The organism is Sorangium sp. So ce128, from assembly GCF_051525245.1.
GTDB lineage: Bacteria > Myxococcota_A > Polyangia > Polyangiales > Polyangiaceae > Sorangium > Sorangium cellulosum_B.
Window position 1 is genome coordinate 10,614,276 of the sequence record NZ_CP150313.1, and the last position, 26,450, is coordinate 10,640,725.

Genomic DNA, 26,450 nt, shown 5'->3' on the forward strand with positions numbered 1-26,450 from the left:
ACCGAGCTGCGATGTCGACGGGCGCGCGCCATGCGTGGTGGCGCGCGCTCCGGAGGAGAGCAGGAGCTGACCATCGTGAGTGACCTATGATTTCGCTTGCCCCTCCTTGCCACACCGTCTGCATCGCATTCTTCGGGCTGCTGCTCTCGGCAGGTTGCACCTGCGGAAACGAGGAGAGGATCGCGGCGGACGAGACGCTCGCCGGGGATCGAAGCAGCGGCCACGCGGGCGCCTGGGCTGGAACGGCGCCAAGTTGCGCCGGGCTGCCGGCGACCTGCGGGCCATCGGAGAACGAGGACTGCTGCGAGAGCTTGCTGGTCCCCGGCGGAACGTTCGCTCGAAGCTACGACGGCGTGGACTATCTGGACCGGAGCTACCCGGCGACGGTGAGCGACTTCTACCCCGACAGGTACGAGATCACCGTGGGCCGGTTCCGGGCGTTCATGAACGCAGGCATGGGCACGCAGGCCAGCCCGCCTGGGGATGGCGCGGGCGCACATCCAAAGATCCCAGGGTCTGGCTGGAGCTCAGCGTGGAACACCAAGCTGCCCTCGAACACGGCCGCCCTCAAAAACGCCCTGAATTGCTTCGTCCATCAGAGCTGGACAGACGCGGCGGGGAGCAACGAACACAAGCCGATCAACTGCCTGGACTGGTACACGGCGTTCGCGTTCTGTGCGTGGGACGGGGGGCGGCTGGCGACGGAGGCGGAGTGGAACTACGCGGCCTCCGGGGGCAGCGAGCACAGGTACTATCCGTGGTCGAAGCCAGCGACCTCCACGACGATCGATGACAGCTACGCGGTTTACTGCGGCGGCACATGCAGCCTGCGGAACGTCGGCTCGACGTCGCCAAGAGGCGACGGGAAGTGGGGGCAGTCCGACCTCGGCGGGAACGCGTGGGAATGGACGCTGGACTGGGATCCGGTCCAGTACCCGATGCCATGTCATGACTGCGCCGCCGTCACAGCGGGCTCCTACCGGGCCTTCCGGAGCGGCAGCAACGACGACCTCGCCCCGACCCTGCGGTCAGCCACCCGCCACGTCTACTACCCCGAGCACCGAGGCAACATCGGGTCGCGTTGCGCCAGAACCCCGTAGTTAGCCGCACCGCCGGGGCCGCCTGCGCTACACGCGGGGTCGAAGCTGGGCCGGGCGGCTGGGCGCGTAGGCACGAAGGAATGCGCGCACCCCCTCGACGAGGATCTCTCGCCTGCGCGCGTCACTCGTGGCGATCGCCGGTCCGAACGCGTTGACGGCGAGCAAGAACGTCAGCGCGATGAAATGATCGGCCGCCAGCCGCGGGTTCGGCGCGTCGAGCAGCCCTGCACGCGCAAATTCCGCGAACCGCTCCGCGATCGCCTCCTCCGGAGCGTTCATCATCCAGTGGTCGCGATCGCGCAGCTGGGACAGCTGAACGGACTCCATCGTGACCAGTCGCATGAGGGCAAGGTAGTCCACCGAGCCGAGCATCTCGGTCACGATCCGCGCCGAGAAGGTGATCAAGGCGTGCTCCAGGTCCGTGACGTGCGTCAAGGTGTCGTCGATAGCCCGCCGGATCGCCGCCATGAGCAGGTCACCTGCGGACTCGACGACGGCCAGCAAGAGAGCCTGCTTGTCGCCGAAGTAGTCATACACCGTCCTCTTGGAGACGCCGGCGCGCGCGGCGACGGCATCGACGCTCGAGCGGTCGAACCCGTCGGCCAGGAACAACTCCCGGGCCGCCATGAGGATGGCGGATCGCTTTTGCGCGGACCCTTCACGAAGAGCCTTTTGTGCGCCAGTGGAGGACATGCACCTCCAGGTATAGCCCATTTCGGCCTCATTTTGCCCTGGCCTTTGTACACTACACGGTGTAGTGTAGTCGACGTCAGAGCTCCCCGGGCCGAGTGGACCGCGGTCGGCAGCTGCTAGCCCTGCCTCATGGCAGCGGGCGGGTCGCGCCGATCTCTCGAGGATGGGCCCTCCGCCGCTGCGAGCTCACACCGAAGGAAGGCGGACACATGGCGACTTCGCGGAACAAGAAGATCCTGATCTCCGGCGCGAGCATCGCCGGCCCCGTGCTCGCGTACTGGCTTCACAGGTACGGCTTCCAGGTCACGGTGGTGGAGAAGGCTGGCGCTGTGCGAAGCGGCGGCTACCCCATCGACATCCGGGGCACCGCGATCGACGTCGTGAAGCGCATGGGCGTGTTGTCGCGCATCGCAGCCGCGCACATCGACTCACGCAAAATCACGTTCGTCGATGGCGACGGCGCGCTTATCGGGTCGATCCGGCCCGAGGCGCTCACCGGCGGCAAGGAAGGCCGGGATCTGGAGCTGCCTCGCGGAGAGCTCACGACGGTGCTCTACGACGCCGTCCGAGATGACGTCGAGTTCCGCTTCGGTGACTCCATCGCCACCTTGAACGACCACGGCGGCGGCGTCGATGTGCACTTCCAGAGCGGCCTGCAACGCCCCTTCGACATGGTCATCGGCGCTGACGGATTGCATTCGAACACTCGCCGGCTCACCTTCGGGCCCGAGGCGCAGTACCACCGTTACCTCGGCTACTGCTTTGCAGGTTTCACCATCCCCAACACCCTCGGGCTCTCTCACGAGGCGTTCATCAGCAACACGCCCGGGAAGGCGGCCGTTCTGTTCGCGGCCGGCGACAGCGATCGCCTGCACGCCTTCCTGACCTTCGCCCGTCCCCAGCCTCCCTTCTCGGAGTTCGCCGACATCGAGGCGCAGCGGAGGTTGACCGCCAGCGTCTTCGCCGGCGCCCGCTGGGAAGTGCCGCGGATGCTCGCCGCTCTGCAGGAGGCCACCGATGTCTTCTTCGACGTCGTCAGCCAGATCCACATGCCTCGATGGTCGAAGGGAAGGGTCGCCCTGGCGGGAGACGCGGCCCACGCTCCGTCGTTCTTGTCGGGCCAAGGGACGAGCACCGCCATGGTCGGCGCGTATGTCCTGGCGGGGGAGCTGGCGACCCATTCCGACCCCGGCGCCGCCTTCGCCTCGTACGAGCGCGTCATGAGGCCGTTCGTCGAGGTGAACCAGTCGCTCGCCGGCGGCGGCGCGGCCAGCCTGATCCCCGCCACATCGCGAGCGCTGTGGATCCGGAATCAGGCGCTCCGGGTGACACCATGGCTGGCGCGCACGGGGCTCGCCGGTCGCAAGGGCCGGAGGGCCTCGACGGCGCTCGCCCTCCCCCTCTATGGCGTCCAGGCCAGCGGATAGCCCGCGAGTCGCCGGGCGGATCGCACGTGCTAAGAAATTAGCACGCGATGCTTGCTAAATTCTTAGCACCTGGCTACGGATGGACGTCATGCCGAAGCCGCCGCTCACGCGCCGAGAGCGCGAGATCATGGACATTTTGTACCGCCTGCGGCGCGCGACCGCGCACGAGGTGAAGGACAACCTCGAGGATCCGCCGAGCTACTCGGCGGTCCGCGCGCTGCTGCGCCTGCTGGAGGAGCGCGGGCACGTCAAGCACGTGGAGGAAGGGCAACGCTACGTCTACACGCCTGTCGCGGCCCCGAGCGAGGCGCGCAGGAGCGCGCTGGCGCAGGTCGTGCGGACGTTCTTTGGAGGCTCGGTCGAGCAAGCGGTCACCGCGCTTGTCGACACGTCGAAGTCCAAGCTATCGCGGGAAGAGCTGGATCGCATCGCCCAGGTGATCGAGCGCGCCAAGAAAGAAGGGGGTTGAGATGAGCCCGATCGAGATGAGCCCGCTGCCGTTCCTCGTCGATGCCGCGCGGGGCGCCGTGCTCCTCGGGCTCGCCCTCGCCGTGATGCCGCTGCTCCGCCGCGCGCCGGCCTCCACACGCCGGCTCGTGCTGGTGCTCGGGCTCGCGGCCGCGGCGCTGGTGCCGGTCGCCTCCCGGCTCGCTCCGGCGTGGCGCGTGCTGCCGGTCGCCGAGCTTGGCGTCGCGGACGCGGGTAGACCCTTCGCCGAGCCCATCGGGGATGCCATTGCCCCGCCCTCGGTCGGACCTGTTTCCCACGCCGTGGCGCAGGCTCCGTCCACGCCCGTCGCCCCGGCAAAGCAGTCCTTTCCGTGGGGCTCGGTGCTCCTTGCCGTGTGGGCGCTCGGGGCATTTGCGGTGCTCGCTCGCCTGTCCCATGGCCTCGCCAAGGCGCGTGGGATCGCCCGGCGCGCAACCCCGCTCTCGCTTCCCGGGATCACGGCGACCCTCGGCGAAGCGCGCATGAACGCCCGCGTGTGCGTCAGCTCCGAGATCGATGTACCGGCGGTGACCGGGGTCTTTTCGGCGGTGGTGCTGGTGCCGCGGGAGGCGCTCGAGTGGAGCCAGGCGCGCTGGCGGGCCGTGCTGTTGCACGAGCTGGCGCACGTCCGGCAGCGCGATTGTCTTGCCCAGATCGTTGGGCAGCTCGCCTGTGCAATGCACTGGTTCAACCCGCTGGTGTGGCTCGCGGCGCGCAGGCTTCGCATGGAGCGCGAGCTCTCGGCGGACGAGCGGGTCCTGGCGAGCGGGGCGCTGCCGACCGAATATGCCGAGCACCTGCTGGCCATTGCGACGAGCGCAACGCGGCTCCGTGAGGTGCCGGGCGGAGCGCTCGGGATGGCGGAGCCCTCGCAGCTCCTGGCGCGGGTCGAGGCCATCGTGCGACCGCGGGCGGGGTCTCTGCGCACGTCGGCGGCGCGGGGCGTTGCGATCACCGCGTCGGCGGCGGCGCTGCTCGGGGTGGTGGCGTGCGTCACCGCCGGCAAGGAAGGACCTGTCGCGGCTGTGGCGGCCAATCCGGCCAATCCGTCCGGGAAGTCGGAGCCGGTCGCTCCTGCACCGGCGGGATCGTCCGTTCCGACCTCCACCTCCGCCGTTGCTGGCTCCACGCCGGCCTCTCTGGCCCACCTGACCGCGGAGGTCGCCTCCGTGCTGGGCGCCCCGGCCGATCGCCTGGAGCTCACGATCGATGGCGACATCCAGGCGATCGTCGATGAAGAGATGAAGCGGATGGCGGACGAATGGCGCCCTGTCGCCGCCACGGCGATCGTGCTCGATCCAAGGACCGGCGAGGTGCTGGCCATCCATGATCCGAGCACCGCCGCGGCGCCGCGCATCAGCGGCTCGACCATCAAGTCGCTCACCGTCGCGGCCGCGCTCGACGAGGGGGCCATTGCGGTGACCGACCGGTTCTTCTGCGACAAGGGAGCGCGGAGCTATGGCAAGGAGATCCTGCGCGACGCGAGCCCGAACGAGTGGCTCGACGTGCCGCAGATCCTCGCGCGCTCGTCGAACATCGGGGCCTCGCGGATCTTCGACAAGCTGGGCGGCGAGGCGCTCGGGCGCTGGCTCCGGCGCTTTCATTTCGGCGAGGCGATGCGCATCCAGCTCCGCGGCGCGCCGGTCGGCGAGGTCCCTCCGGTCATCGCGGACGGCTCGCTCCGCGGCGTGGCCCTGGCATCGGGCCATGGCGGCGCGATGGCCAGCCCGCTTCAGATGGCCGCCGCTTATGCCGCGATCGCCAATGACGGCGTGTTCAATGCGCCGACGCTCGCCCGGCGCGCCCGGGGCGCGGACGGCAGCGTCCGCTTCGAGCACCACGTGGAGAACGAGCGCGTGCTCCGCCCGGAGACGGCGCGGGCGGTGATGGGCATGCTGGAGCGCGCCGTGAGCGACGAGCAGGCGACGGGCAAAGCGGCGCGTGTGCAAGGCGTGCGGGTCGCCGGGAAGACCGGCACCACGGACGAGCAATCGGCGGCGGGCGAGCCGCGTAATTACGCGAGCTTCATCGGGGTCGCGCCGGCCGAGCAGCCGCGTTTCGTCATCCTCGTCGGCGCGGTGGTCGCCGCGGAGGACGCGACGGGCGGCAAGGTGGCGGGGCCGGTGTTCGCGCGCATCACCGCGCGGGCGCTCGGGCGCTGATCCTGGCAGCTCGTCCTGTCGGCGGCCTCGACGGGGAGGTAGCGCCGAGGGCGGCCGGATACGAGCCTCATTTGCGTCGCGCGACGATCCCGATCACCCGGGGCGCCCCCTGCTCTTCCCAGAGCGCCTCGCAGCGCTCGACCGTGAAACCGGCCTCCGGGAGCAGCTGCTTGAGGGCGGCGATGGAGAAATAGACCCGCTGGGAGAGCCGCCGAAGCACGGGGATCCGCTGCCAGTCCGCGTAGAGCAGGGCCGCGCCGCCCAGGCGCTCGCGCATCAGGTGAATGCGACGAAGGGGATCGCTCAGCCTCCATTTGTGGCGCCAGTACCCCTCGCCCTCCACGCTGGCGATGAGCTGACCGCCGGGCTGGATGACGCGCGCGAGTTCCCGGAGCGACGCGCGCACCGGCAGGTAATTCAGGGTGGCGAAGGAGAGCCCGTGCGTGAACTCGCCATCGCCGAAGGGCAGGCGTACAGCGTCCGCGCACCACCACTCCGGCTCCCGCGCCAACAGCGGCCCGCGCCAGCGGAGCGCTGCGACGTGAAGCGCGAACAGATCATGGTCGACGCCGACCGCGCGGAACGGCCGCCGCGCCGCGAGGCTCCGCAGGATGTGCCCCATAGAGCAGCCCACGTCGAGCACGCGGCTGCTCGAGTCGATGGTGGCGTTCAGGTGGAGGAACCGCACCGTCTCGCTGGTCCTGTCCGCGCCGATCGTTCGGGTCAGCACCTCGAGCGCCTTGCGCCCATCCCAGGTCAGCCGCGGACGATCACTGGCCGTGATCCAGCCGTGCGCGCGCAGATCGTCATGGAAGCAGATCTCCGCGCTCCGCGTCTGCCCGGGGTGCTTCTTGAGCCAGCTGAGCGTGGCCTGGACCCCGACCGCGTCGCGCATCGCCCAGCCCGCGGCGGCGGCCACTGCGGCGTCATCGCCAACCACACCCCTCAGCTCGCGCGTGGCGTTCGGCTTGTGAACGTACCTGACAGGATGGACGTCCGCCTGCTCAACCCGTCTCGCGCAATTCTCATTGCCCATGATGTGCCCCCGGCGCGCCCTGTGCGGCCTGTATCGCGCTGCGACGCGCACCCCCGGCAGATTGCCCCTCTACCCGACAAGTCCGCGTCCGACGCTCCGGGGAGCCTCTGTCACACGCAATGGCCTGACGCAAATCACCCTCAAAAGGCTTGATATGGACGCCCGCGGCGGTCGGAAATTGTTACGATGTGGCCGTCGGTAACGCTCGGTAGCGCTCGGTAGCACGTCCCTCACGCATCTCGCGCGGTTTGAGGAGCGTCCCGTGTTCGACGGCGACGGCCGGTTGTCCTGCGGGGCGAGGGCGCGCCGCGCGGGCGCCCTCGGCGTTCCGGCGCCTCACGCGCTCGCAGGGCGCGGGCCGCACAGCGGGCGCAGCGCGTCGCGCTCGGCCTGGGACAGCACCGCTATCGGGTGCTTCGGATCACCGCTCGCGCGATCGAGCGGCGTCTTCAACGGCTCGCGTACCAGCGATAGCGGCCCTTCGGCGCGAGGCGCACGGCGGCGATTGGCTCGCTGCCGTGGTCGAGCGAGATCGACGAAGGAGCGACCCGCACGATGTGACGAGAGTTCCAGGACGCCGTGCTCCTCGTCGCTCTCTTGGCCCCTGAAACGCACGATCCGCACGTGATCGAGCGCGTCGAGGGCGCCCACGTCGAGGGGTACGCGCCGCCGCCCTCTCCCCGGCTACGCGATCCGCTCCTCCCAGTCGATCCGGTACGCGTGCGCGCGCTCCTGCGCGGCGGCGCCGATCCGCAAGAACAGCGGCAGCGCCCTGTCGCGGAGCCATCCGGCGACAGGCCCCGAGACCGCCTTACGGCTGCCGTTGCGGCGCGCCTGGCGCACGATCGCCTCGACCCGCGGCCGCCGCAGCCGCTCGAACACCGCGAACGCTCGCTCCGGCTCGGGCTCGTCCCGCAGGCACCTCGCGAGGAGCATCCCGTCCTCCATGGCCAGCGAGGCGCCCTGGCCGGCGTGCGGCGTCGCCGCGTGCGCCGCGTCCCCGATCAGGCAGACCCGGCCGGCGTGCCAGCGCGGCATCGTCACGATGTCGTGCAGCAGCCACGGACCGAGCACCTCGGGCGTCGCGCGCACCACGTCGGCGATCCAGCCTGGATCGCCCTCGTGGAGCGCGAGGATGCGCTCGCGGAGCGGCCCCTGCGCGGCGGCGCCCTCCGGCGCGGGCTCCCCGCTGTTGTGGAACCACCAGACCTCGCCTTCCGGCGCCGCGAACGCGCCGAAGAACGCGCGGCGGCCAAAGACCATCACGCTCCAGCCAGGCGGAAGCGGCGCACCGGGGCAGCGCGCGAATCCGCCGAAATCGATGAGGCCGGTGTATCCCGGCGACGGCGCGCCGGGCAGCGCCGCCGCTCGCGTGCGCGATCGGACGCCGTCGCACCCGATGAGCACGTCGCCGCGCGCCTCGCCGCCGCCCTCGAAGCGCGCCACGACCTCGCGCGGATCCGAGCAGTCCACCCCCTCGAGCCGCATGCCGTACCGGATCGCGACGCCCCGCCGGGCCGCCTCCTCCGCGAGCGCCGCGTGCAGCGCGCCGCGCCGGATCATCACGAGGCCCGCGCCGAACCGGCGCGCCGCGTCGCGCTGATCGATCACGCCGATGCGCCGCCCGCGGGCGTTCTCGAACCGGATCCCGTCGCACACAGCGCCCCGCGCCTGCACCGCGCGCGCGATGCCCAGATCCGCGAGCACGTTCATCCCGTTCGGCGCGACGCCCAGGAACGCGCCCTCCTGCTCCAGAGGGGCCGCGCGCGCCTCGAAGATCGTCGCCTCCACGCCGATCCGCTGAAGGAACATCCCGAGCACCGGGCCCGCGATGCCCCCGCCGACGACCACCACCCGCCGCACACCTCGCTGTGTCATCTCACCACCTCCAGCCTCGATTCCGGGCCAGCATGGGTGGGACTGACGCTCATTGCCAGTGATGATTCGTGATGGTAATCGTCACCGTTCGTGAACTTGTCGACGCTCGATCTCAACCTGCTGCTCGTCCTGCACGCGGTGCTCGAGGAGCGGAGCGCGGCGCGGGCGGCGCGGCGGCTCCGCGTCACGCCGTCGGCCGTGAGCAACTCGCTCGCGCGGCTGCGCGCGCAGCTCGGCGACCCGCTCGTCGTGCGCAGCGGGCGCGGCCTCGTCCCCACGCCCCGCGCGCAGCAGATCGCGCCGCGGCTCCGGGCCGCGTTCGGCGAGATCACCGGCGCGATCGAGGGGGATCGCGCGTTCGACCCGCGGGCGACCACGCGCGCGTTCACGCTCGCGCTCTCGGACCTCGACCAGATCTGCAGCCTGCCGGCGATCGCGCGCGCGGCCGCGGCCGAGATGCCGCGCGCGACCCTCCGCGTCGTGAGCGTCGACCACCTCGAGGCGACCGGGGGGCTCGGCGGCGGCGACGTCGACGCGACCATCGCGCCCGCGCACCCGCTCCCGCCGGGCCACCACGCCGCGGACCTCTTCGAGCAGGACAGCGTGTTCGTGGTCCGCCGCGGTCACCCGTGCGCCCGCCGCCGGCTCACGCGCGAGGCGTTCAACTCGCTGCGCCACATCGACATCCACATCGCGCTCGGGCGCGGCGGCATCGGCAACCGCGCCGCCGTGGAGCTGCTCGCGGCCCAGGGGCTGCGCCGCGAGATCGCCGCCGCCGTCCCGACCTTCTCCGCCGCGGCGGTCATCGCCGCGAACACCGACCTCGTCGCCGCCATGCCGCGCCGCATCGCCGAGGCGCTCGCGCGCCTCGCGCCGCTCACCCTCCTCGAACCGCCCGTGGCCGCGCTCGTCTTCCGCATGCAGCTCGTCTGGCACGAGCGGACCCACGAGGACGAGGGCGCCCGCTGCTTCCGGGAGCTCGTCATCGCCGCGCTCCGCGACGGCCCCCGCGCGCGCGCCCGCGCGGCGGGGGGCGCGAGGAAGAGGTCCAGTGGACCTCGGGATTCGAGGCCTACGTCCCGCTCACCGACGAGGCGATGATGCGGGCGCTCGGAAGGCCGCGGGTCACCGGCAGGGCCACCGGCCGCCGTCGAGGTCGAGCGGCATCTCCATGCTGTTGAAGCCCCAGGCGTTCGCCTGTTCGCAGAAGAGCGACCTGTCGGTCATGTGACCGGAGAACGGATCGTCGTACTCCACCTCGAACACGGCCTTGCCGTTCGCCAGGAAGGAATCGACGAGGATCTCGCACTCTTCATACTCGAAGCACTGCTCGTTCAGCGTCCAGTCGAAGTACGGCCACAGGTCCTCCGCCTGCTCGATGTCGCCCTTGAGCCCCACGGACATGCCCAGCGAGTGGGCGAGATCCGCGATGAACACGTTGTAGGCGAGCTGGTCTCCGTAGCTGAGGGGGAACCCGGAGTCGTTGGCATAACCGTCGACCTCGTCGGGCTCGATGGCGTCGAAGCCCTTGTCCTTGCAGACCTGGAACCGGGCCTGCATGATCGGCCTGAGGACATCGATCTGCCGGATGTCGAGCCAGAACGAGCCCTCCCAGTGGTAGTCCGGGTTGCCTTTGACCGACTCCGGGAAGTCGCCGGCGTCTGGCCGATAGTCCTCGAACGCGCCGACGTCGACGTAGCAGATGACCTTGGCGCCCATCGCGTGCAGCGCGGCCACCGTCTCGGCCGGCGTGAACTCCCAGTCGAGGTCGTAGACCGTGGGAGGCGGCGACTCGATGGGCGCTCCCGTGGGATCGACAAGGCCCATGTCCCTCGGGTCGTCCAGGTCCAGGGGGTGGTCGATCATCCAGTGCCACGACGTATCGAGCGCCGGGATCCAGACGCCGGGGCCCCCGCCGGCGGATGTCGATGAGGCGGACGCCGATGAGGTGGACGTCGACGCCGGCGTGCCCGAGCTCTGGGGCGACTCCGGGCGCGAGCCCCCTGCCCCGCCCGGATCCACGCCGGCGTCGCCGCACGCGGCGTGCGCTGCCGCGAGGACGAAGATCAACGACTTGACCACCGCGGGCCACGATCGATTCATGATGGCGCTCCTCCGTCGCTCCGGAGCTCGCGGCACCTCGCGCGCGCGCGCTGGTACTCCGGCCGCGCGGCGATCCGCTCCTGGTAGGTGACGAGCTCGTCGGGCAGCGTCTTGCCGAGCGCGCCGCGATAGATTCCGATCGCGGTGCTCACGGAGATGTCGGCGAGCGTGAGGCCCTCGCCGGCAAGAAAAGGCATGTTGCCGAGCATGTCGGCCGTGAAGCGCAAGGCCTTCTCGACGCTCGCCTCCTGCGCGCGGACCGACCAGTTGCGCTTGTCCGCCTCCGGCGCGCCGAAATGTGCTGTCAGCAGGGCATTGACGGCTGCCCCGATGGTCGCTTCGCCGAACACGGCCATTTGCAGCACGCGCGCGAGCGCCGGATCGCCCTTGCCGGGCAGGAGGGGCGTGGGCCCGTAGTGCTGCGCCACGTAGAGCATCATCGCGACGGACTCGTGGATCGCCACGCCGCCCTCATCCTCGAGGAACGGCACGGTGCCGAGCGGGTGCAGCGCGAGGTAGGCTTGGCTCGGCGGAAACGAGACCATCTCGACCTGGTAGGGCAAACCCATCTCTTCGCACTGCCACATCACGCGCAGGCCGCGGGCCCCGCGCGCGAAGTTGTAGACCTTGATCATCGGTGGTCTCCTTGCTCGTGATCCATGGTTCGAGAGGCGGGCTGGCCGCGGCCCGATCTGACCATGAAGACGGGGAGGCGGGAAGCCCATGTGAAGCTCATCGGTCGAGCGACGCCGGGCTCGCGAGCAGCGCGCGCGCGCGGCGGTCGCGCAGCCAGAGCCCCGCCCAGAGGAGCGCGGCGATGTAGATCGGAAAGAGCGTGTGGCTGAAGAGCGGGCTCCCGACCCGCACGTGGATCGCGATCGCGCCGCCCAGGTAACCGGTCCACAGAACCGCGCCGAGCACCGCGGTGCGCGGGACCAGGTACGTGACCAGACAAGCGATCTGAAGGTAGCCGAGGGTGGGGACGAGGCTGACCGGGAATCCGAGCTGGGCCGTGGCTGCATCCGCAGGGAACAGCTGCAGCACCTTCACCGCGGCATCGAACGTCAGGAACAGCACGCCCAGCCCGCTCAGGACGCGCCCCGCCCACAGCGCTCGCCTGGACGGCGCCGCGCCGGGCGCTGCGACGCTGGCCGGCGCCTCGGCCCGGGGCGCGGTGGTGAGAGCTTGGTCACGATGATGGATGCTGGTGACGATCACGGTCATGGGTGCCTCCGTGCTGGGATTCACCCCGTAGACCCCCGGCCCCGCCAGGAATCATCGGTCGCCGGAAAAAAATCGCCGCGCCGCCCCTGACCGTGCGCCCGGCCCGGCGGACGCCCTCCGGCGCGGGGCGATGCTGCGCGAACGCGGGCGCGCCGCTCGCCGCCGTCGGCACGAGCCGCGCCTTCGTCCGGTGTAGAGCCCGCGCGGTCCGGCGCTGGTCTGCTTGACAAGGTGGGGCAGCCGCCGGATACGCTAATTTTCCACGACGCGAGAGGGCGGCACGAGGGGGTGGAGTCCCCTCCACGGATACGTGGCGACTCGTTCACGGAGGGCTCCCAGGACAGCGAGGCAATCCATGAGCATGTATTATTCTCATCTGCTCGTCCCGCTCGATCCGAGCTTGGCCTTCAAGGCGGAGGCGATGACGGCGTTTCTCGAAGCCGCGATGAGTGCTGGGTTCGTCGGGAAGAACCCCGAGCGGTTTGTGCGGACGGACCCCGAGCCCGCTGGGTCCTTCGTGTTCACCATGTCGCGCGGGATGCCCAAGGTCGGCAAGGACCGCGGGCGCAATCCGGGATCGTGGCTGCGTCCCGACTCGGCGGAGGAGCTCTGCCATTCCCTGGAGAATGATGACAACGTTCAAGCCACGATCTGGAGCGAGCTCCGACCGAAGCGGCCGCCTCTGCTTGCGCTCGAAGCGCTCCAAGACGGGGCGCGGATCGACATGACGCAAGCGCAGTTCGACGACGTCTACTACGTCGCGATCACATGCCATCGCACCCAGGTGCCCGTGTCGATGTCCGAAGGCCGCGACTCCGAGGACGCGGCGCTCGAATTCGGAGCGCGCATGGATCTCGTGGACGTCCCGCCGTATGCTATCGCCAATTACCCCTACAAGGCCGGGCACATGGAGATCGCCGGAATCGCTGCCGCTCGTTCATGGGTGAGCATCACCTTCGGCAACTACGTTTTTCCGCCTGCCCGGCTCTTCGAAGACCTGTTCTCGCGCGAGGGAGGTCTTCCATTTTCTGTGCCCGACTTCACGGCGCTGGCCGAGCGATGCCTCGGCTGCGCTCTTCGCCAGACGTGCCATTTTTGCTGACGTGCCTCCCCGTGTCCAGAGATCCGGCTCCACGGCTGAGCCGCAGGTCGTTGGGCAGGCAGATGAGGCGACATCGGAGAACCCAATGAGCCCCGACGAGCTTGCCATGTGCAGCTGGCCCGACCTCCCGCCGAGGTATGCAACAGCGCTCCGCGCGGTCGTCGCGTTTGTATTCGAGACCTTCGAGCCGCGGGCGATCGTCGCCGCGGGATCGGTCGTCCGCGGCGCAGGTGATCGAAGCAGTGATCTCGACATCTTCGTCGTACAGGAGCGTCCGTACAAGCAGCGTCTACAGCGGTGGTTCGGCGACGTTCCGGTCGAGATCTTCGTCAACCCGGCACGCGCAATTCGAGCGTACTTCGCCAGCGAGCATGAGCGCGGTCGCCCCTCCGCGGCGCACATGATTGCCACCGGCTTCCCTGTGTTCGGCGGCCAGGCGATCGATGGCCTGCGGGACGAGGCCGCCGAGTGGCTGAAGAAGCGCGCCGCGCTCACTCCGGATGAGGACGCGTTCGCTCGTTATTCAGCGGCGACACTCCTGGAAGACGGCGAGGACATCGTGGAGCGCGATCCCGCCATGGCCAGCGCGTTGCTCGGTGAGGCGGTCATGGAGATGCTCCGGTACCACCTCCGCGCCGAGCGCGGGACGGTGCCAGGGAACAAGCACCTGCTACTTGAGGTCGAACGCAGCGACCGTGAAGTCGCCGAGGTGGCGCGTCGCTTCTTCGGGGTCTCCACGATCGAGGAGCGCCAGCTCGCAGCGCGAGCCCTGGCTGACCGCACCATCCGTGCACGGGGCTTCTTCGAGTGGGACTCCGAAAAGGTCCCCGTGCCGGACGACTGACACGGAGCGCCGCCCGACGAGGGCTTGCTGGCCGACGCGCGGGTGCGCTGCGCCCCTCCACACGCGGCAGAAGCCGCGTCCGCTCTCCAATGCGTCGCAGCATGGATTTCCATGGTACTCTTTCCTATCCCCTGAACGCAGCCTCCACCCTCCACAGGAGCATCGCAATGTCGAAGGTCGTCGCAATCATGTCCATGTCGCTCGACGGCTACGTCGCCGACCTCAACGATGGCGTGGCCGAGGTGTTCGACTGGTACGCCAATTCGGGGGACGTCGAGATCCACACCGGAGGGTCGGATCCCATGACGTTCAAGGTGTCCGGGCCGAGCGCCGAGCACCTTCGCGGTCTCACGTCTGAACTCGGTGCCATGCTCACCGGTCGGCGCACGTTCAACTTCGCCCAGGGCTGGGGCGGAAATCACGCTTGGGGACCAGCGTTCGTGCTCACCCACCACATCCCCGCCGGATGGCCGCGACCCAACTCGACCGTCCACTTCGTGACCGACGGCATCGAGAGCGCCGTGAACCAGGCCAAGGCCGCCGCCGCCGGGAAGTCCGTCGGGGTCCACGGCGCCGACACCATCCAGCAGTGCCTGAATTCTGGGCTCCTCGACGAAATCCACGTCGACATCGCGGCGGTTCTTCTTGGCTCCGGGGTTCGACTCTTTGACCACCTCGCCCGCACGCCAGCCGTCCTTGGCAACCCGACGGTGATCCCGGGCGTTGGCGTCACACACCTGCGCTACCCGGTACGCAAGGCGTAGTCCTGCTGGCGAGGGCTGTCGAATGGGCGACGGGAGACATCCCACGTGCGAAGCTGCGGCAGGCAGGGACAGTTCCATGACGACCTGGATCAGTGGAGTCTGCGAAACGAACGGCATCACCATCCACTACCTCCGGACGGGAGGCGCCAAGGTTCCCGTCGTCCTGCTCCATGGATTGATGGGGAGCGGCGCCTGCTGGACTCCCCTGGCGCGGGCGCTCGAAGGTGAGTTCGACGTCGTCATGCCCGACGCCCGAGGGCACGGCGGCTCGAGCGCGCCGCACCACGGATACCGGTACGACGATCACGCGAGCGACGTCGTGGGGCTCATCCGCGGCCTTTCGCTCTCTCGTCCGGTCCTGCTTGGCCACTCGATGGGCGGCATGACCGCCGCGGTGGTGGCGAGCCGAGGGGCGGGGATCCTCCGCGGCCTCATCCTTGTCGACCCGACGTTCTTGAGCCCCGAGCGCCAGCGCGAGGTGCACGCCAGCGACGTCGCCGATCAACACCGCCAGGCCCTCGCCTTGCAGAAGTCTGACCTCGTTGCGAAGGCCCGAGCCCGAGACCCGCGTCGCTCGCTCGAGATCATCGAGCTGCAAGCCGAGGCGAGGCTGAAGACCCGGATCGACGCGTTCGACGTTCTCACGCCGCCCAACCCCGCGTACCGCGACGTGGTGAGCGCGATTGACGTCCCGAGCCTGCTCGTCATCGGTGACGACAGCCCCGTCGTCACGCTCGAGATGGCAACGGAGCTGCGGAGCCTCAACCCACGCGTACGGATCGAACAGGTACAGGACGCCGGCCACGGCCTTCCGTTTCAACAACCCGAGCGCCTGGGAGAGGTGGTCCTGTCGTTCTTGCGTGAGATGGCGTAGCTGCTGCGGTCACTCGGGCTCGCCCTCGGCGAGCACGACGGGCTGAGCGTTCTCGGTCAGAACGCCGCGCCCGTGCCACACCATCAGCACCGCATAGAGCGCCGCGAGCACGCGAAAGCCGCTGAACAGGCCGAAGCGCTGGCCGAGCGAGCCGCCCGCCACCGCGCCGATCAGGCCCCCGGCCGGTCCCGAGAGGGAGAACAGGCCGCCCACCCGGCCGCGGCCGAGCTCGGCGGTGAGCGCCGCGAAGCGATTGACGCTCGTGAGGTGCTGCACGCCCAGCCCGAGCCCGAGCAAGACCGCCCCGATCCACAGCGACGCGACGCCGAGGGGGAAAGCGAGCAGCAGCTCGGTCGCGAGCAGCAGCGAGAAGGCGATCGCGTAGCGGGCAGCGTCGCGCAGCGGCGACAGGGCGCCCCCGGCGAGGAGCAAGGTCAGCACGAACACGGCGCCCTGGAGGGTCACGAGGCTCGCGGCCTGGGGCACCGAGAGGTGAAACTCGCGGATCCCGATCAACACCACGAACACGGCGAAGTAGGACATCGCCATCTGACCACACAGCTCGATGAGCATGCTCTGGCGCAGCTCGCGGCGAGACAGGATGATCCCGACCTGCCCGCGCAGGCGCTCGAGGAGCGGCGTGGCCGAGCGCCCGCGGCCGGGAGGAGCCCCGGAGAGCACGCGATCGCCGACGAAGACCGTCGCCAGCAGCCCGAGTCCGGTCACCACGAACACGCCGGTGTAGCCGAGCAGGCCGAGGAGCTGCGCGCCGAGCATCGGGCCCACGAAGAACATGCCGAGCGAGTGGGACGCGCGCTGCCAGCCTGCCTTGCGCGGGCCGAGGCGAGGAAGCAGGTGAAGAAACTCGGTCTGGGTCGCGACCATGCGAAACGGGTTGAGCAGCCCGAAGAGGACCACGCCCGCGATGAGCTGCCAGGGCCGATCCATGTGGGTGAAGCCGACCAGGTACAGCGCCGCGCCCGCGAGGCCGCCGAAGCGGAACAGCGGCCGGCTGCCGTGGCGGTCGATCAAGCCTCCGACCGGCATCGAGAGCAGCAGCATGCCGGTGAACTGCAGGCCGCCGACCAGGCCGATCTGCCAGGGGGAGGCGTGGAGCGAGGCGGCATACAGCGGCAGGACCACCTTGGCCACGCCGTTGCTCGAGCCCGCGAGCAGGCCGAGCACCATGAAGCCAAGGAGATAACGCTGGGGGAGAGGCGGCGAAGGTGTCATCACGCGGACCGAGGCGAGCGGCCGGTCGATCGGCGCGTTCGTCCGCCGTGCCGAGTCGGGTGGTGCTGCCGCGCGGGCGCCCTGCAAGCCACGCTCCCGCGCCGGAGCAGGCCCATAATGACCGCCTCGTCGCCGCGCCGCCCGCTGCCTGCTGCTCCAGCAGCACACGCGCAGCACGCGCCTGGTGCTGGCGCAGCAGGGGAGCATCCGGTATTCCGGATACACGTCGTCCGGAGCGGACGTTCGCGCAGCCTGGCGAGCAGCCAGCAGCTCATCCAGTCGGCCTGGGCGTTGGGGTGGCCGCCGCCGCGGCTGGCGCTCATGAAGCTCATGAGATAGCCGCCAGCGCGGCTGGGCGGCCAGGGCGAGACGTCAGCCCGGCCTGACGCGCTTGGCCGCAGGCCGGCTCGTGCAGCGGGCGATCCACGCGTTCACGTTCGCGAAAGGCGAGAGGTCCACGCCGAAGCGGGCCAGGAACGGCAGCGCCGTCACGAGCGACACGTCGGCGAGCGAGAACTGGTTGCCCACGAGGTACTCCTTGCCCTCGAGCGCGCGGTCGAGGATCCCGATCCCGTTCGCGAGGTCCAGCTTCGCGCCCTCGGCTACCTTGGGGTTGCGCTCGTCGGCGGGGAAGCGATCGAGGGTGTTGCGCAGGAGCCGCGTCGTCGCCTCGAACAGCGTGACGTTGCCCCAGGCCATCCACTTGAACGCCTCGGCGCGATCGGCGCTTTGCGGCGGGAAGAGGCCCCTGTCCACGCCGAAGCGCTCGCCGAGGTAGAGCAGGATCGCGAGCCCCTCGAAGATCGGCTTCCCCTCCGCGACCAGCAGCGGGACCTTGCCGTTCGGGTTGAGCGCGAGGTACTCGGGCTTGCGCTGATCTCCCGCCGCGAGGTCGAGCTTGACCTTCTCGTAGGGGACGCCGAGCTCCTCGAGCGCCCAGTGCACCCGGTCTGCGCTCGTCATGGGGGCGTAATAGAACTTGAGGTCGGACATGCGGCGAGCAGAACCCCGCCGCGCGCGAGCCGCAAGGGGGCTTCGTTCGTCGCGCATGAGCTCGATCTCGGTGGACGGCGCTCCACGACATCCGTCGAGATGCTCATGACGTCACGTGGCGTCGGCCGGCACGTGACCGAACAGCCGGCGCGCGCAGTCGTGCCCGTACAGCCTCACCGCAAGGCGGACGCGAAGCTCCTGGCCGTCCGCCCCTGGGTGGCGAGCACGGATGCTCGCGAGGGCGAGCTCACGGACCGCCTGGCTCAGCCGCATCGCAGCCTCGATCCGCTTTTCCGGAGGCATGCACCGGAGCCGATCGTGGTAGCGTGCGTCCGCTTGCGGCGAGGTGTCGACGATCGACATGCAATATAACGCTAGCAGAATCGCTCTCGCGGGAAGCGCTCGCCGCCGGTCCCTCGCGAGGCGGGGTGTCGTTCCGGCGGAGTGCCCTCCATCGCCCGACGCTCGCTCCTGGTTGCGTCGACGCTCCACGTGAAGTGCTCGCTCCAGCGATGGAGGCGCGGGTTGAAGACCGGCACGACGTCTCCCGTCAGCGGGTCGACCGACTCCGTGGCGCCTGCCTTGAACTCATTACAGGGGCGGCATGCGAGGCATACGTTCTCGAACGAGGTCGGCCCGCCCTTCGAGACCGGCGTGATGTGATCGCAGGTCAGGGGAATCCCGCTATTGGCCTCGCTCGTCAGGCAGGTTTGACATCGGCGCCGATCGGCCTCCTCGATACGAGAACGGAGCAGCTCGGAAACGTAGGTTGACACCGCAGTCCGTCTTCTATCTCGTGGAGGGCGCGCGCTACGGAGAAGCGACCGCGTGCCCGCGCCATCGCAGGAGCGCCGCAGCGTGCGCCTTGCGGAGCATGAACAGGTCGCTCTCGTGGCGAAGACGCTCGAGCTCGATGCGCTCCGCCGGCGTGAGGAGCCCCTGGGCGTTCCGGTCGAGCAGCTCGTCGTGGCGCGCGAGCTCTGCCTCGGACCTGTGGCTCTTTGCGATTTGCCAGAGCGCCAGGTCGTCCATCTGTCGAGGCAGGCGAGGTCGACCTGGAACTCCGGGGGCGCGTCGTCCCAGGCGGGAGGGCTGCCGAGGCTCAGCGCCCGCAGCATCACGGCTTCGAGCGGCTGTCGGGTCCGCGAGCGCGGTCCCCCTCAGCCGCTGGTAGAGCACCTCGGGGAGAGCGAGGCTGACGGTGGTGGCCGGCATCGCGCTGGGGTGGACGCGGGAGGCAAGCCCGCTTCGCCGTCGAGCCTAGCACGAGGAGCACCCCCGCTCCTCCCCTCCCCGGCCAACCGCGATGACGAAAGCGAACGCGCGGCGGGCTGCTGGCCGGGGCGGTGCGCTACTCCCCCCGTTCCCCAGCGAGCGACAGGATTCTCTGGCGGACCTCGCCAGACAGCCACATGCCCGCATCAGCGAGCTTGTCGACCCACGGCCCGAAGGGGTGAGGTATTGCTGATGGCCTCAACCAACTGCAGCCTCCAGCGCGCGGAGCTCGGCGTCGAGAGGGAAAACCTTGTAGCGACCCAGACTCAGCAGAAATTCGACCCGCGCCATGCCGGCTAGCTCCGCAGCGCGGCCGGACGAGAGCCGCCCCAGCTCGTACAGCTTGACCGCGGCGAGGGTGCGGAGCTCTCGCGCGAACTCAGCTTCGTCCATCTTCTCCGCAAGGAGCACCTTCTCGGGCACATCCACCACAATCTGTCGAGTTGCCATGTTCCGTCCTTGGTTGCTCGAAGAGGCGGGCAAGTCTGTTTTTAGCACGTTTTAGCACGAAAGGTGCCGGGCGAGCACACGGAGGAGCTCAGCGAGATTTGTCGGCGTGGACATGCGGTTCTCGCGCGCGCCTGCTCTCACGGGCGAGCGTGGCGAAGTCGATGTGGGCCTGTAGGCCTGGCGTGGGTGCGGCGGCCGAGCTCGAAGGCGGCAGCGAGCCGGGTCGCGTCGAACAGCGCGATCTGGGTGCGCTCGGCGAGCGCCGCGGGCGATAGGCGACCGAGCGAGGGGAGAGCGGCCGTGCCGAGGAGGCGCGGACCGACGTCGGGCAGGCCGAGCACCATCTCGAGGAGGGCGGCCTCGGTCGCGGTCGGCAGCTCGGCCGCCGTCTCGGCGGGGGCGTCGACGGGGGCGCGGCTCATCGGGCTCATCGGGCCACCTCCGCGAGCGGGCGAGGGCGCGGGCGAAGTGGAGTCTGCGAAACGAACGGCATCAACATCCACTACCTCCGAGCTGGAGGCGCCAAGGTTCCCCTCGTTCTGCTCCATGGATTGATGGGGAGGTCCGCGGATGCGGTCGCTCCGACTCGCCCTCGGCGAGCGCCACCGGGGCAGCCATCACGACCTCGAATCGACGGGAGAGGACGCGCCGCGCTTGGCTGCCCATCGAAGCAGCGTGTCCAGCGCCGGGCAGAGCGCTTGTCCCCACGCGGTGAGCCCGTACTCGACCCGGGGCGGCACCTCGGGGTGCGTGACGCGCCAGATCATCCCGTCGCGCTCCATCTGCCGGAGCTGCTGGATCAGCATCTTCTGCGAGATGCCAGGGATGGCGCGCTCGAGCTCCGAGAAGCGCTGCACCTTCCCTCCGAAGAGGCGGAAGAGGATCACCAGCTTCCAGCGCCCCTTGAGGAGCTCGAGGGCCTGCTCGACACGCTCGGCGGCGATCTCGGGAGTCGCCGGCTCGTCGTACTCACCTTCAGGTGCGTACCCCACCTTTTCGTGCGTTCTTGCCACCCGATGAGCCTAGCCCAACTTTGCGCGCGAGGGGGCCCACGCGCCGGGCCGCGAGTCATCGTCCCTCAGGAGGAATCACCGCCCATGCAAGTACCTGAACCGCTCGCAGGGGACGTCGCCGCGCAGAACGCGCGGAGCGTCGATGCCATGCTCGATCGAGCTCGGATCGCCCGCCCGGAGATCGACGGATGAACACGCCCCGAAGATTCTCGATCGATCCCGAGGAGTTCGCCGGCAAGCGCGTGCTCGTCACAGGCGGCACCAAGGGGGCGGGCGAGGCCATCGTCCGCCGCCTCGGCGCGGCGGGCGCCGTGACGGCGACCACGGCGCGCTCTGCGCTCCCGGCAGGCCAGTCGCCGAACGTCTTCGTACAGGCCGACCTCGCCACGGTGGCAGGGGTGGACGCCGTCGTCCGCGCGGTCCTGGGCGAGCTTGGCGGCATCGACATCCTGGTCCACACCGTCGGCGGCTCCTCTGCGCCGGGCGGCGGCTTCGCGTCGCTCACCGAGGACATCTGGCACGACGAGCTGTCGCTCAACCTCATGGCCGCCGTGCGCCTCGATCGCGCGCTCCTCCCGCACATGATCGCGCGAGGCGCGGGGGTCGTCCTCCACGTTTCGTCCATCCAGCGCCGGCTCCCTCTCCACGACGCGACGATCGCGTACGCGTCGGCGAAAGCCGCGTTGTCCACGTACAGCAAGGCGCTCTCGAAGGAGCTGGGACCGAAGGGCGTCCGCGTGAACTCGATCGCCCCGGGATGGATCCGCACGACGGCAGCCGACGCCCTGGTGAAGCGCCTTGCCGACGGCGCCGGTACGGACGAGGACACGGCCCGGCAGGGCATCATGAACGCGCTCGGTGGTATCCCCATCGGGCGTCCCGCGTGGCCCGAAGAGGTCGCGGAGCTCGTCGCATTCCTTGCCTCCGACAGGGCGGCGTCCATCCATGGGAGCGAGTACCTGATCGACGGGGGCACTGTGCCCACCGTTTGACGGCAAACACCGGACCCACTCGGCACAACGCCCGCCCGCCGAACAGCCGCTGAGCACCCGTTCGATATTGTCCGGCGTGCGAGCGTGTACGACGTCCAGATCAAACGTGTTGACGGGGCTCCCTGGATCACGGCGGCGACGCCACCGACGACAATGGAGTCGACTCGATAAATCTGCCGAGTGCTGAGCGAGGCAATCGGCCTGTACCGCGCCGCGGGCTACCGCGAGGTCGAGCCGTTCAACGGGGAGCCGTACGCGCACCACGAGCTGGCCACTGCGCGCACGTAACGATTTCCGCTCCCCTGCTGGGAAAGACGGTGTTGACGAGGAGCTCGTGCACCGCCGGGTCCGGGTCGGCGCACCCGTCGCGGAGCACCGTCAGCTCGTAGCCCCGGTCCGACGCATCGTACAGCGTGGCCGCGACCATGGCGCTCGTCGCGACACCAGTGAGCGCGAGCGAGTCCACGCCGCGGGCGCGGAGCACCAGATCGAGATCCGTTCCTGCGAACGCGCTCGTGCGCCGCTTGAGCACGACGACGTCGTCCGCGGTGACCTCCAGCGCGACCTCCGTACCCGGCGAACCCTCGTGGAACAGGTTGCCGGCCCGGTGGAAGGCCGCGAAGACCTCACCCGCCAAGTCCGCGCCGTTGGCCCGAAACGCGGTACGCACGAACACGACCAGCACCCCGGCAGCGCGGGCTCGCGGCAGCAGCTCGGTCACCGGCGGCACCACGGCCTTCGTGAACGGGTAGTTGTCGAGAATCCCGACCTGGAGGTCACCGACGATCAGCGCGCAGCTCATGGTGCGAGCTTCTCCATCCGGCGGCCCACCGTCAATAGAACACCGACGCCGAGACGGTCGTCGAGGTTCGCGGGGCAGTCTTCTGCCCTCCCTCGGCGATCATGCCTTGCCTCAGGCACGACGCTCGATGGCCCCTCGACCGGCACACGTACCAACTACATACTCGCCTGCGTCATCGATCGCGTCCAGCGGCGCGCCACGCGTGCGCCTCTCATCGGCATGCCCGTGCGCTCGACGCGCGGCGCGCGACCATCAATGGCCCGACGCGCGGCGCACGCGCCACGTGCTCGTCTGCGTTGTCGTCGGGAGCTCGGCCGCCGTCTCGACGGGGGCGCCGACGGGACGCGGCCCACCGGGCTCATCGGGGCCACCTCCGAGAGCGGGTGAGGGCGCGGGCCGCGCCGTTGCAGGGGCACTTCTTCGCTTCGGAGGGATGGGGCATCGAGGGCCCGCTCGCGCCTTCGTCCGGTGTAGATACCGCACGGTCCTGCGTTGGTCTGCTTGACAAGGTGGGGCAGCCGTCGGATACGCTGCCTTTGCACGATGCGTTGGGGCGGCACGTGGGAGTGGGTCGGAGTTCAAGGCGGACCGACCATTCAGGGAGCGATCGCCCGTCTGCGTCAGGCGATGCACCTGGACCGCCGGCGTCCGCGCTCGATCGCGGGCGGCTCGGCTCGAAGGAGTGACGAATGCAGATCGGAATCATCGGCGCCGGCTCGATCGGCGGGTCGCTGGCGAAGCTGTTGGGTAAGCTCGGTCACCAGGTCGTGATCGCGAACTCGCGCGGGCCGGACACGCTCCGCGAGCTTGCCGCCGAGACCGGGGCCACCCCCGTCACGGCCGCCGAGGCCGCGCGCGGCGGCGAGATCGTGGTCGTTACGATCCCCCAGCGCGCGGTCGTGGACCTGCCGAACGATCTCTTCGCCGGCGTGCCCGCCGATGTGGTCGTGATCGACACCAACAACTACTACCCGGTCCGCGACGGCAGCATCCCGGCCATCGAGGCGGGGCAGGTCGAGAGCGCGTGGGTCGCCGAGCAGATCGGGCGGCCAGTGGTCAAGGCGTTCAACAACATCTACTTCGAGAGCCTGCTCGCGAAGGGCAAGCCGAAGGGCACGCCGGGGCGCGTCGCGCTCCCGATCGCGGGGGATCCGCCGGAAGCGCGGGCGAAGGTCATGCGCCTCGTCGACGAGCTCGGCTTCGATGCGGTCGACGCGGGCGGCCTCGAGGACTCGTGGCGGCAGCAGCCGGGTACCCCCGGCTACATCCACGACCTCGACGCGCCTCGGCTGAAGGAGGCGCTCGCCGCGGCCGAGCGGAGCCGCATCCCCGAGTACCGCAAGGCCTCGGACGACTGGCTGCGATCGCTCATCGCGTCACAGAGCCCGAGCTGATCCGAGCGCAAGCGGAATCGTCGGCCGCAGCGGCGGCCTCGAGGACGCAGTATCCTCAGAAGGAGCGCGCCCCGGCGCGCGCGGGCGGCGTGGTAGCGGCGGCCGAGCTCGAAGGCGGCGGCGAGCCGGGTCGCGTCGAACAGCGCAATCTGGGTGCGCTCGGCCAGCGCCGCGGGCGAGAGGCGGCCGAGGGAGAGGAGAGCGGCCGTGCCGAGGATGCGCGGCGTGACGCCGGGGGTGACCCGACCCAGGTTGCGGTAGCCGGCTTGCGGTAGCCGGCGTCGCTTCGTTCTCGCAGGTCGACGTCGGTCAGTATCAGGGGGATCGGCGCGCACGGATCGCAGCGATCTCACCGAGATCGAGCAGATCTTTGGCACGACCGGCCGCGCGCTTGGCGCGTTCCAGGGCGTCCAGCCCCAGGATTCGAACCGTGGAGCCGTAGAGCTGGATTTCCTCCGACCCTTTCACAACGTCGTCGAAGCAACCCACTCCGGGCACCTCGCCCAGCAAGTCTATGGCGCCAATATCCGTGCTCAGCGTGAAGTTGAGCCCGCTCCATAACGTCTGGTCATCCCAGAAAAAGGGCAACTCGGGAGGAAACCCGCGAAGCGTAGGATGGAACGGAGCCAGGGCGCGTGCGAGGCGCCGCAAGTTCTCGCGATCGCGCGAGTAGCACATATCGATGTCGTTCGTCGTGCGGCTCGAGCCTTGAATTACCAGCGCGAGCCCGCCGATGATCACGAAATCGACACGCTCACCGACGAGCGCTTCAACGACGCGCCGAAAGTCGGTGACCATGGGCTGCCTTCGCCTCCTCGATGAACTCCAGTGCCTTCCGCATCCGCTCGACTCTCTCGGTGGGAGTCAAGCGCAGGTTCTCGGCGATGAGCGATGCATCAACGCCAGAGGGGACCCTTTCGAGTATCCGCTGATCCCAGCTCTTCTCGGCGTCGGAGGGTTCAGCCGCTGTTCGTTCGGCTTGGCGATCATGCATCGGCGTCGGGCTCCTGACCCACTGTACCACGGTGGTGATCCCCGACGATAGCGAGCGAGCATGGCTCCCGAGGCCGGCCGGCTGTCGTCTCCCTGAGCGCGTACGCCCGTCGCAGTCCTCCCGCCTTGGACGTCGCAGCGGTCAGGTGGGTCCCACCGCCCGACCTCGCGAGCGCCTTTCTCGCGCGCCATCCAGGTCGAGGTCGCGCCTCGGGCGCACGATCGTTCAGCTCGACCTCAGCCCGGTCGTGAACGATGACCGGGAGCGTCACCGGAGCCGCGCGCGGGCGTCACGAAAGACCTCCTCGGCCGGTCTCCCCCGGGACGGAGCCGTGTCAAGCTCTGCGTCCCGACGCGTCGCTTCCTCGGTCCAGAGGCGCCTGTGCTCCTCCTCGGAGAGCTCATCTAGGCTTTCCAGAAGCGTTTCTGCGAGACGTGCGCGCTCCGCGACGGGCAGCTTCAGGGCTTCGGCTTCCAGCTCGGGAAGGTTCACGGGGGGATTGTACCGCGCGGCTCGGAGGCTGCCCAGGCGCGCTTCCCCATCGGCGAGGAGATGCCGCGACGACGGCGATGGCCGACGTCGACTGGCGTGGCGCAGGCACGGAGCGACCTGACCGAGCTCGGGCTAGCCAAGCCACGGTCGGTTGCTCCACGGGCTCCAGCGCCTCTGCCGCTGCCCGGGCTCGCGGAGCTCCCGGCCGGGGCGGTGCGCGGGAGGCTTTCGGCTGGATGCGCAGGGGCACAGCGCGCCGGCGGCGGGGTGCTGCGCGTGGCGAGGGCCTACTCGTGGACGGCGGCGTAGCGGCCGCTGGGCGTGACGATGACGTGGGCCGTGAGCGGGACGAGCAACTCCGCGGAGAGGTGGCGCAGCTCCAGGGTCATCGCTTCGTCCTCGCGGGTCGGCGTCGGGTCGCCGCTCGGGTGGTTATGGGCCAGGACGAAGCTGTGGGCGGCCATGTCCAGCGCCGTGCGCAGGACGGTTGAGCGGCCGACGTGGAGGGCGTCGTCGGAGCCGCGGGCGAGCAGGCGCGTCTCGCGGACGCGGCCGTGGGTGTCGAGCGCCGCGATCCAGAGCTCCTCGTGGACCAGGGACGCCAGCCTCGGGCCGAAGTACCGCGCCACGCGGGCGGCGTCGGTGAGGAGCGCGCCCCGGCGTGCGCGGGCGGCGTGGTAGCGGCGGCCGAGCTCGAAGGCGGCGGCGAGCCGGGTCGCGTCGAACAGCGCGATCTGGATGCGCTCGGCGAGCGCCGCGGGTGAGAGGCGACCGAGGGAGGGAAGAGCGGCCGTGCCGAGGATGCGCGGGCCGACGCCGGGCAGGCCGAGCACCATCTCGAGGAAGGCGGCCTCGGTCGCGGCTGGCAGCTCGGCCGCCGTCTCGGCGGGGGCGTCGACGGGGCGCGGCTCATCTGGGCCACCGCCGAGAGCGGGTGAGCGCGCGGGCGAAGAGGAGATCAAGCGCGGCCGGCCGCGCAAGCGCCCCGCCGCCTAACCTCGCGCTGCAGGTCGCTGCTGAGCGCGTGGGGGTTGGGCTGGCGCGCACGTCACACTTCTGGTGATGAGCCTTGCCTGCGCGCACCTGTCCCCGGTAAGGTTCACGACCGGACTGGAC

28 protein-coding genes and 2 pseudogenes are annotated in these 26,450 nt (G+C 69.9%); 11 read left to right on the forward strand and 19 right to left on the reverse strand.

Going from position 1 to position 26,450, the window contains the following annotated elements; all coding sequences use genetic code 11:
* The first annotated feature begins 86 nt into the window (after nt 1-86).
* Entirely contained in the window at nt 87-1,100 is a 1,014-nt protein-coding gene (locus WME82_RS40190) for a formylglycine-generating enzyme family protein (protein WP_438039629.1), read from the forward strand.
* Between the two features lie 27 nt (nt 1,101-1,127).
* On the opposite strand, the gene WME82_RS40195 is transcribed toward WME82_RS40190, so the two are convergent.
* Nucleotides 1,128-1,814 carry a TetR/AcrR family transcriptional regulator gene (locus WME82_RS40195; protein ID WP_438039630.1) on the reverse strand — a complete coding sequence of 229 codons (687 nt, stop codon included), beginning with the start codon at nt 1,812-1,814 and terminating at the stop codon, nt 1,128-1,130.
* 188 nt (nt 1,815-2,002) lie between these two features.
* On the opposite strand from WME82_RS40195, the gene WME82_RS40200 reads away from it, so the two are divergent.
* From WME82_RS40200 to WME82_RS40210, 3 genes are all read left to right on the forward strand, one after another.
* Nucleotides 2,003-3,220, forward strand: a complete 1,218-nt coding sequence (locus WME82_RS40200) for an FAD-dependent monooxygenase (protein ID WP_438039631.1) — start codon at nt 2,003-2,005, stop codon at nt 3,218-3,220.
* 88 nt (nt 3,221-3,308) lie between these two features.
* A complete protein-coding gene (locus WME82_RS40205) occupies nt 3,309-3,689 on the forward strand; it encodes a BlaI/MecI/CopY family transcriptional regulator (protein ID WP_044969989.1) in 381 nt (126 codons plus the stop codon).
* 1 nt (nt 3,690) lies between these two features.
* Nucleotides 3,691-5,871 carry a penicillin-binding transpeptidase domain-containing protein gene (locus WME82_RS40210; RefSeq protein ID WP_438039632.1) on the forward strand — a complete coding sequence of 727 codons (2,181 nt, stop codon included), beginning with the start codon at nt 3,691-3,693 and terminating at the stop codon, nt 5,869-5,871.
* Between the two features lie 67 nt (nt 5,872-5,938).
* Here WME82_RS40210 and WME82_RS40215 read toward each other — a convergent pair whose 3' ends face one another.
* Both WME82_RS40215 and WME82_RS40220 read right to left on the reverse strand, forming a co-directional pair.
* Nucleotides 5,939-6,790, reverse strand: coding sequence for a class I SAM-dependent methyltransferase (locus tag WME82_RS40215; RefSeq protein WP_438039633.1), 852 nt, complete (start codon nt 6,788-6,790; stop codon nt 5,939-5,941).
* An 801-nt stretch (nt 6,791-7,591) separates the two neighbouring features.
* Nucleotides 7,592-8,785, reverse strand: coding sequence for an FAD-dependent oxidoreductase (locus WME82_RS40220; RefSeq protein ID WP_438039634.1), 1,194 nt, complete (start codon nt 8,783-8,785; stop codon nt 7,592-7,594).
* A 90-nt stretch (nt 8,786-8,875) separates the two neighbouring features.
* On the opposite strand from WME82_RS40220, the gene WME82_RS40225 reads away from it, so the two are divergent.
* Nucleotides 8,876-9,886: a LysR family transcriptional regulator gene (locus WME82_RS40225; RefSeq protein WP_438039635.1), complete on the forward strand. Its 1,011-nt coding sequence runs from the start codon at nt 8,876-8,878 to the stop codon at nt 9,884-9,886.
* A gap of 24 nt (nt 9,887-9,910) precedes the next feature.
* On the opposite strand, the gene WME82_RS40230 is transcribed toward WME82_RS40225, so the two are convergent.
* The 3 genes from WME82_RS40230 to WME82_RS40240 form a co-directional block, all read right to left on the reverse strand.
* On the reverse strand, nt 9,911-10,888 hold the full coding sequence (locus tag WME82_RS40230) for an endo alpha-1,4 polygalactosaminidase (RefSeq protein ID WP_438039636.1): 978 nt from the start codon (nt 10,886-10,888) through the stop codon (nt 9,911-9,913).
* Nucleotides 10,885-11,523, reverse strand: coding sequence for a glutathione S-transferase family protein (locus tag WME82_RS40235; protein WP_438039637.1), 639 nt, complete (start codon nt 11,521-11,523; stop codon nt 10,885-10,887). The genes WME82_RS40230 and WME82_RS40235 overlap by 4 nt, the downstream gene beginning before the upstream one ends.
* Before the next feature lie 97 nt (nt 11,524-11,620).
* The gene (locus WME82_RS40240; RefSeq protein ID WP_438039638.1) at nt 11,621-12,112 is read right to left on the reverse strand and encodes a DoxX family protein; all 492 of its coding nucleotides are present in this window, start codon (nt 12,110-12,112) and stop codon (nt 11,621-11,623) included.
* Nucleotides 12,113-12,467: 355 nt separating this feature from the next.
* On the opposite strand from WME82_RS40240, the gene WME82_RS40245 reads away from it, so the two are divergent.
* From WME82_RS40245 to WME82_RS40260, 4 genes are all read left to right on the forward strand, one after another.
* Nucleotides 12,468-13,214, forward strand: coding sequence for a hypothetical protein (locus WME82_RS40245; protein WP_438039639.1), 747 nt, complete (start codon nt 12,468-12,470; stop codon nt 13,212-13,214).
* 85 nt (nt 13,215-13,299) lie between these two features.
* Nucleotides 13,300-14,058: a nucleotidyltransferase domain-containing protein gene (locus WME82_RS40250; protein ID WP_438039640.1), complete on the forward strand. Its 759-nt coding sequence runs from the start codon at nt 13,300-13,302 to the stop codon at nt 14,056-14,058.
* Between the two features lie 167 nt (nt 14,059-14,225).
* The gene (locus WME82_RS40255) at nt 14,226-14,822 is read left to right on the forward strand and encodes a dihydrofolate reductase family protein (RefSeq protein ID WP_438039641.1); all 597 of its coding nucleotides are present in this window, start codon (nt 14,226-14,228) and stop codon (nt 14,820-14,822) included.
* 76 nt (nt 14,823-14,898) lie between these two features.
* Nucleotides 14,899-15,696 (forward strand): alpha/beta fold hydrolase, encoded by a 798-nt coding sequence (locus WME82_RS40260; RefSeq protein WP_438039642.1) that lies wholly within the window; start codon nt 14,899-14,901, stop codon nt 15,694-15,696.
* 9 nt (nt 15,697-15,705) lie between these two features.
* Here WME82_RS40260 and WME82_RS40265 read toward each other — a convergent pair whose 3' ends face one another.
* From WME82_RS40265 to WME82_RS40300, 8 genes and pseudogenes are all read right to left on the reverse strand, one after another.
* Nucleotides 15,706-16,929: an MFS transporter gene (locus WME82_RS40265; RefSeq protein ID WP_438039643.1), complete on the reverse strand. Its 1,224-nt coding sequence runs from the start codon at nt 16,927-16,929 to the stop codon at nt 15,706-15,708.
* 372 nt (nt 16,930-17,301) lie between these two features.
* Nucleotides 17,302-17,922: a glutathione S-transferase family protein gene (locus tag WME82_RS40270; RefSeq protein ID WP_438039644.1), complete on the reverse strand. Its 621-nt coding sequence runs from the start codon at nt 17,920-17,922 to the stop codon at nt 17,302-17,304.
* 111 nt (nt 17,923-18,033) lie between these two features.
* Nucleotides 18,034-18,285 (reverse strand): hypothetical protein, encoded by a 252-nt coding sequence (locus tag WME82_RS40275; RefSeq protein WP_438039645.1) that lies wholly within the window; start codon nt 18,283-18,285, stop codon nt 18,034-18,036.
* Between the two features lie 11 nt (nt 18,286-18,296).
* On the reverse strand, nt 18,297-18,698 hold the full coding sequence (locus tag WME82_RS40280) for an HNH endonuclease (RefSeq protein ID WP_438039646.1): 402 nt from the start codon (nt 18,696-18,698) through the stop codon (nt 18,297-18,299).
* A 34-nt stretch (nt 18,699-18,732) separates the two neighbouring features.
* Complete coding sequence (locus WME82_RS40285; protein ID WP_438039647.1) at nt 18,733-18,954, reverse strand: hypothetical protein; 222 nt, start codon at nt 18,952-18,954, stop codon at nt 18,733-18,735.
* Between the two features lie 441 nt (nt 18,955-19,395).
* Nucleotides 19,396-19,647 (reverse strand): UPF0175 family protein, encoded by a 252-nt coding sequence (locus tag WME82_RS40290; RefSeq protein WP_129572626.1) that lies wholly within the window; start codon nt 19,645-19,647, stop codon nt 19,396-19,398.
* A gap of 179 nt (nt 19,648-19,826) precedes the next feature.
* Nucleotides 19,827-20,069 (reverse strand): annotated as a pseudogene (locus tag WME82_RS40295) (JAB domain-containing protein); the annotation flags it as partial.
* 195 nt (nt 20,070-20,264) lie between these two features.
* Nucleotides 20,265-20,660 (reverse strand): winged helix-turn-helix transcriptional regulator, encoded by a 396-nt coding sequence (locus WME82_RS40300; RefSeq protein ID WP_437853447.1) that lies wholly within the window; start codon nt 20,658-20,660, stop codon nt 20,265-20,267.
* Nucleotides 20,661-20,848: 188 nt separating this feature from the next.
* Between WME82_RS40300 and WME82_RS40305 the strand changes: the two genes are divergently transcribed.
* Entirely contained in the window at nt 20,849-21,652 is an 804-nt protein-coding gene (locus tag WME82_RS40305) for an SDR family oxidoreductase (protein WP_437853449.1), read from the forward strand.
* A 238-nt stretch (nt 21,653-21,890) separates the two neighbouring features.
* On the opposite strand, the gene WME82_RS40310 is transcribed toward WME82_RS40305, so the two are convergent.
* Nucleotides 21,891-22,454: a cysteine hydrolase family protein gene (locus WME82_RS40310; protein ID WP_437741852.1), complete on the reverse strand. Its 564-nt coding sequence runs from the start codon at nt 22,452-22,454 to the stop codon at nt 21,891-21,893.
* A gap of 689 nt (nt 22,455-23,143) precedes the next feature.
* Between WME82_RS40310 and WME82_RS40315 the strand changes: the two genes are divergently transcribed.
* Nucleotides 23,144-23,848: an NADPH-dependent F420 reductase gene (locus WME82_RS40315; RefSeq protein WP_437853451.1), complete on the forward strand. Its 705-nt coding sequence runs from the start codon at nt 23,144-23,146 to the stop codon at nt 23,846-23,848.
* A 59-nt stretch (nt 23,849-23,907) separates the two neighbouring features.
* Here the strand turns inward: WME82_RS40315 and WME82_RS40320 are convergent.
* From WME82_RS40320 to WME82_RS40335, 4 genes and pseudogenes are all read right to left on the reverse strand, one after another.
* A pseudogene (locus tag WME82_RS40320) lies at nt 23,908-24,084 on the reverse strand (JAB domain-containing protein); the annotation flags it as partial.
* 79 nt (nt 24,085-24,163) lie between these two features.
* Nucleotides 24,164-24,646: a DUF6036 family nucleotidyltransferase gene (locus tag WME82_RS40325; RefSeq protein ID WP_438039648.1), complete on the reverse strand. Its 483-nt coding sequence runs from the start codon at nt 24,644-24,646 to the stop codon at nt 24,164-24,166.
* Between the two features lie 463 nt (nt 24,647-25,109).
* Nucleotides 25,110-25,334: an addiction module protein gene (locus WME82_RS40330; protein ID WP_438039649.1), complete on the reverse strand. Its 225-nt coding sequence runs from the start codon at nt 25,332-25,334 to the stop codon at nt 25,110-25,112.
* A gap of 287 nt (nt 25,335-25,621) precedes the next feature.
* Nucleotides 25,622-26,296, reverse strand: a complete 675-nt coding sequence (locus WME82_RS40335) for a JAB domain-containing protein (protein WP_438039650.1) — start codon at nt 26,294-26,296, stop codon at nt 25,622-25,624.
* Between the last annotated feature and the right edge of the window lie 154 nt (nt 26,297-26,450).

What these genes read in the sequence shown, in the direction of transcription:
- WME82_RS40190 (WP_438039629.1), top strand. Translation starts at nt 87, where the DNA reads ATGATTTCGCTTGCCCCTCCTTGCCACACCGTCTGCATCGCATTCTTC.
- WME82_RS40195 (WP_438039630.1), bottom strand. Translation starts at nt 1,814, where the DNA reads ATGGGCTATACCTGGAGGTGCATGTCCTCCACTGGCGCACAAAAGGCT.
- WME82_RS40200 (WP_438039631.1), top strand. Translation starts at nt 2,003, where the DNA reads ATGGCGACTTCGCGGAACAAGAAGATCCTGATCTCCGGCGCGAGCATC.
- WME82_RS40205 (WP_044969989.1), top strand. Translation starts at nt 3,309, where the DNA reads ATGCCGAAGCCGCCGCTCACGCGCCGAGAGCGCGAGATCATGGACATT.
- WME82_RS40210 (WP_438039632.1), top strand. Translation starts at nt 3,691, where the DNA reads ATGAGCCCGATCGAGATGAGCCCGCTGCCGTTCCTCGTCGATGCCGCG.
- WME82_RS40220 (WP_438039634.1), bottom strand. Translation starts at nt 8,785, where the DNA reads ATGACACAGCGAGGTGTGCGGCGGGTGGTGGTCGTCGGCGGGGGCATC.
- WME82_RS40230 (WP_438039636.1), bottom strand. Translation starts at nt 10,888, where the DNA reads ATGAATCGATCGTGGCCCGCGGTGGTCAAGTCGTTGATCTTCGTCCTC.
- WME82_RS40235 (WP_438039637.1), bottom strand. Translation starts at nt 11,523, where the DNA reads ATGATCAAGGTCTACAACTTCGCGCGCGGGGCCCGCGGCCTGCGCGTG.
- WME82_RS40240 (WP_438039638.1), bottom strand. Translation starts at nt 12,112, where the DNA reads ATGACCGTGATCGTCACCAGCATCCATCATCGTGACCAAGCTCTCACC.
- WME82_RS40245 (WP_438039639.1), top strand. Translation starts at nt 12,468, where the DNA reads ATGAGCATGTATTATTCTCATCTGCTCGTCCCGCTCGATCCGAGCTTG.
- WME82_RS40250 (WP_438039640.1), top strand. Translation starts at nt 13,300, where the DNA reads ATGAGCCCCGACGAGCTTGCCATGTGCAGCTGGCCCGACCTCCCGCCG.
- WME82_RS40255 (WP_438039641.1), top strand. Translation starts at nt 14,226, where the DNA reads ATGTCGAAGGTCGTCGCAATCATGTCCATGTCGCTCGACGGCTACGTC.
- WME82_RS40260 (WP_438039642.1), top strand. Translation starts at nt 14,899, where the DNA reads ATGACGACCTGGATCAGTGGAGTCTGCGAAACGAACGGCATCACCATC.
- WME82_RS40265 (WP_438039643.1), bottom strand. Translation starts at nt 16,929, where the DNA reads ATGACACCTTCGCCGCCTCTCCCCCAGCGTTATCTCCTTGGCTTCATG.
- WME82_RS40270 (WP_438039644.1), bottom strand. Translation starts at nt 17,922, where the DNA reads ATGTCCGACCTCAAGTTCTATTACGCCCCCATGACGAGCGCAGACCGG.
- WME82_RS40275 (WP_438039645.1), bottom strand. Translation starts at nt 18,285, where the DNA reads ATGTCGATCGTCGACACCTCGCCGCAAGCGGACGCACGCTACCACGAT.
- WME82_RS40285 (WP_438039647.1), bottom strand. Translation starts at nt 18,954, where the DNA reads ATGGACGACCTGGCGCTCTGGCAAATCGCAAAGAGCCACAGGTCCGAG.
- WME82_RS40290 (WP_129572626.1), bottom strand. Translation starts at nt 19,647, where the DNA reads ATGGCAACTCGACAGATTGTGGTGGATGTGCCCGAGAAGGTGCTCCTT.
- WME82_RS40305 (WP_437853449.1), top strand. Translation starts at nt 20,849, where the DNA reads ATGAACACGCCCCGAAGATTCTCGATCGATCCCGAGGAGTTCGCCGGC.
- WME82_RS40310 (WP_437741852.1), bottom strand. Translation starts at nt 22,454, where the DNA reads ATGAGCTGCGCGCTGATCGTCGGTGACCTCCAGGTCGGGATTCTCGAC.
- WME82_RS40315 (WP_437853451.1), top strand. Translation starts at nt 23,144, where the DNA reads ATGCAGATCGGAATCATCGGCGCCGGCTCGATCGGCGGGTCGCTGGCG.
- WME82_RS40325 (WP_438039648.1), bottom strand. Translation starts at nt 24,646, where the DNA reads ATGGTCACCGACTTTCGGCGCGTCGTTGAAGCGCTCGTCGGTGAGCGT.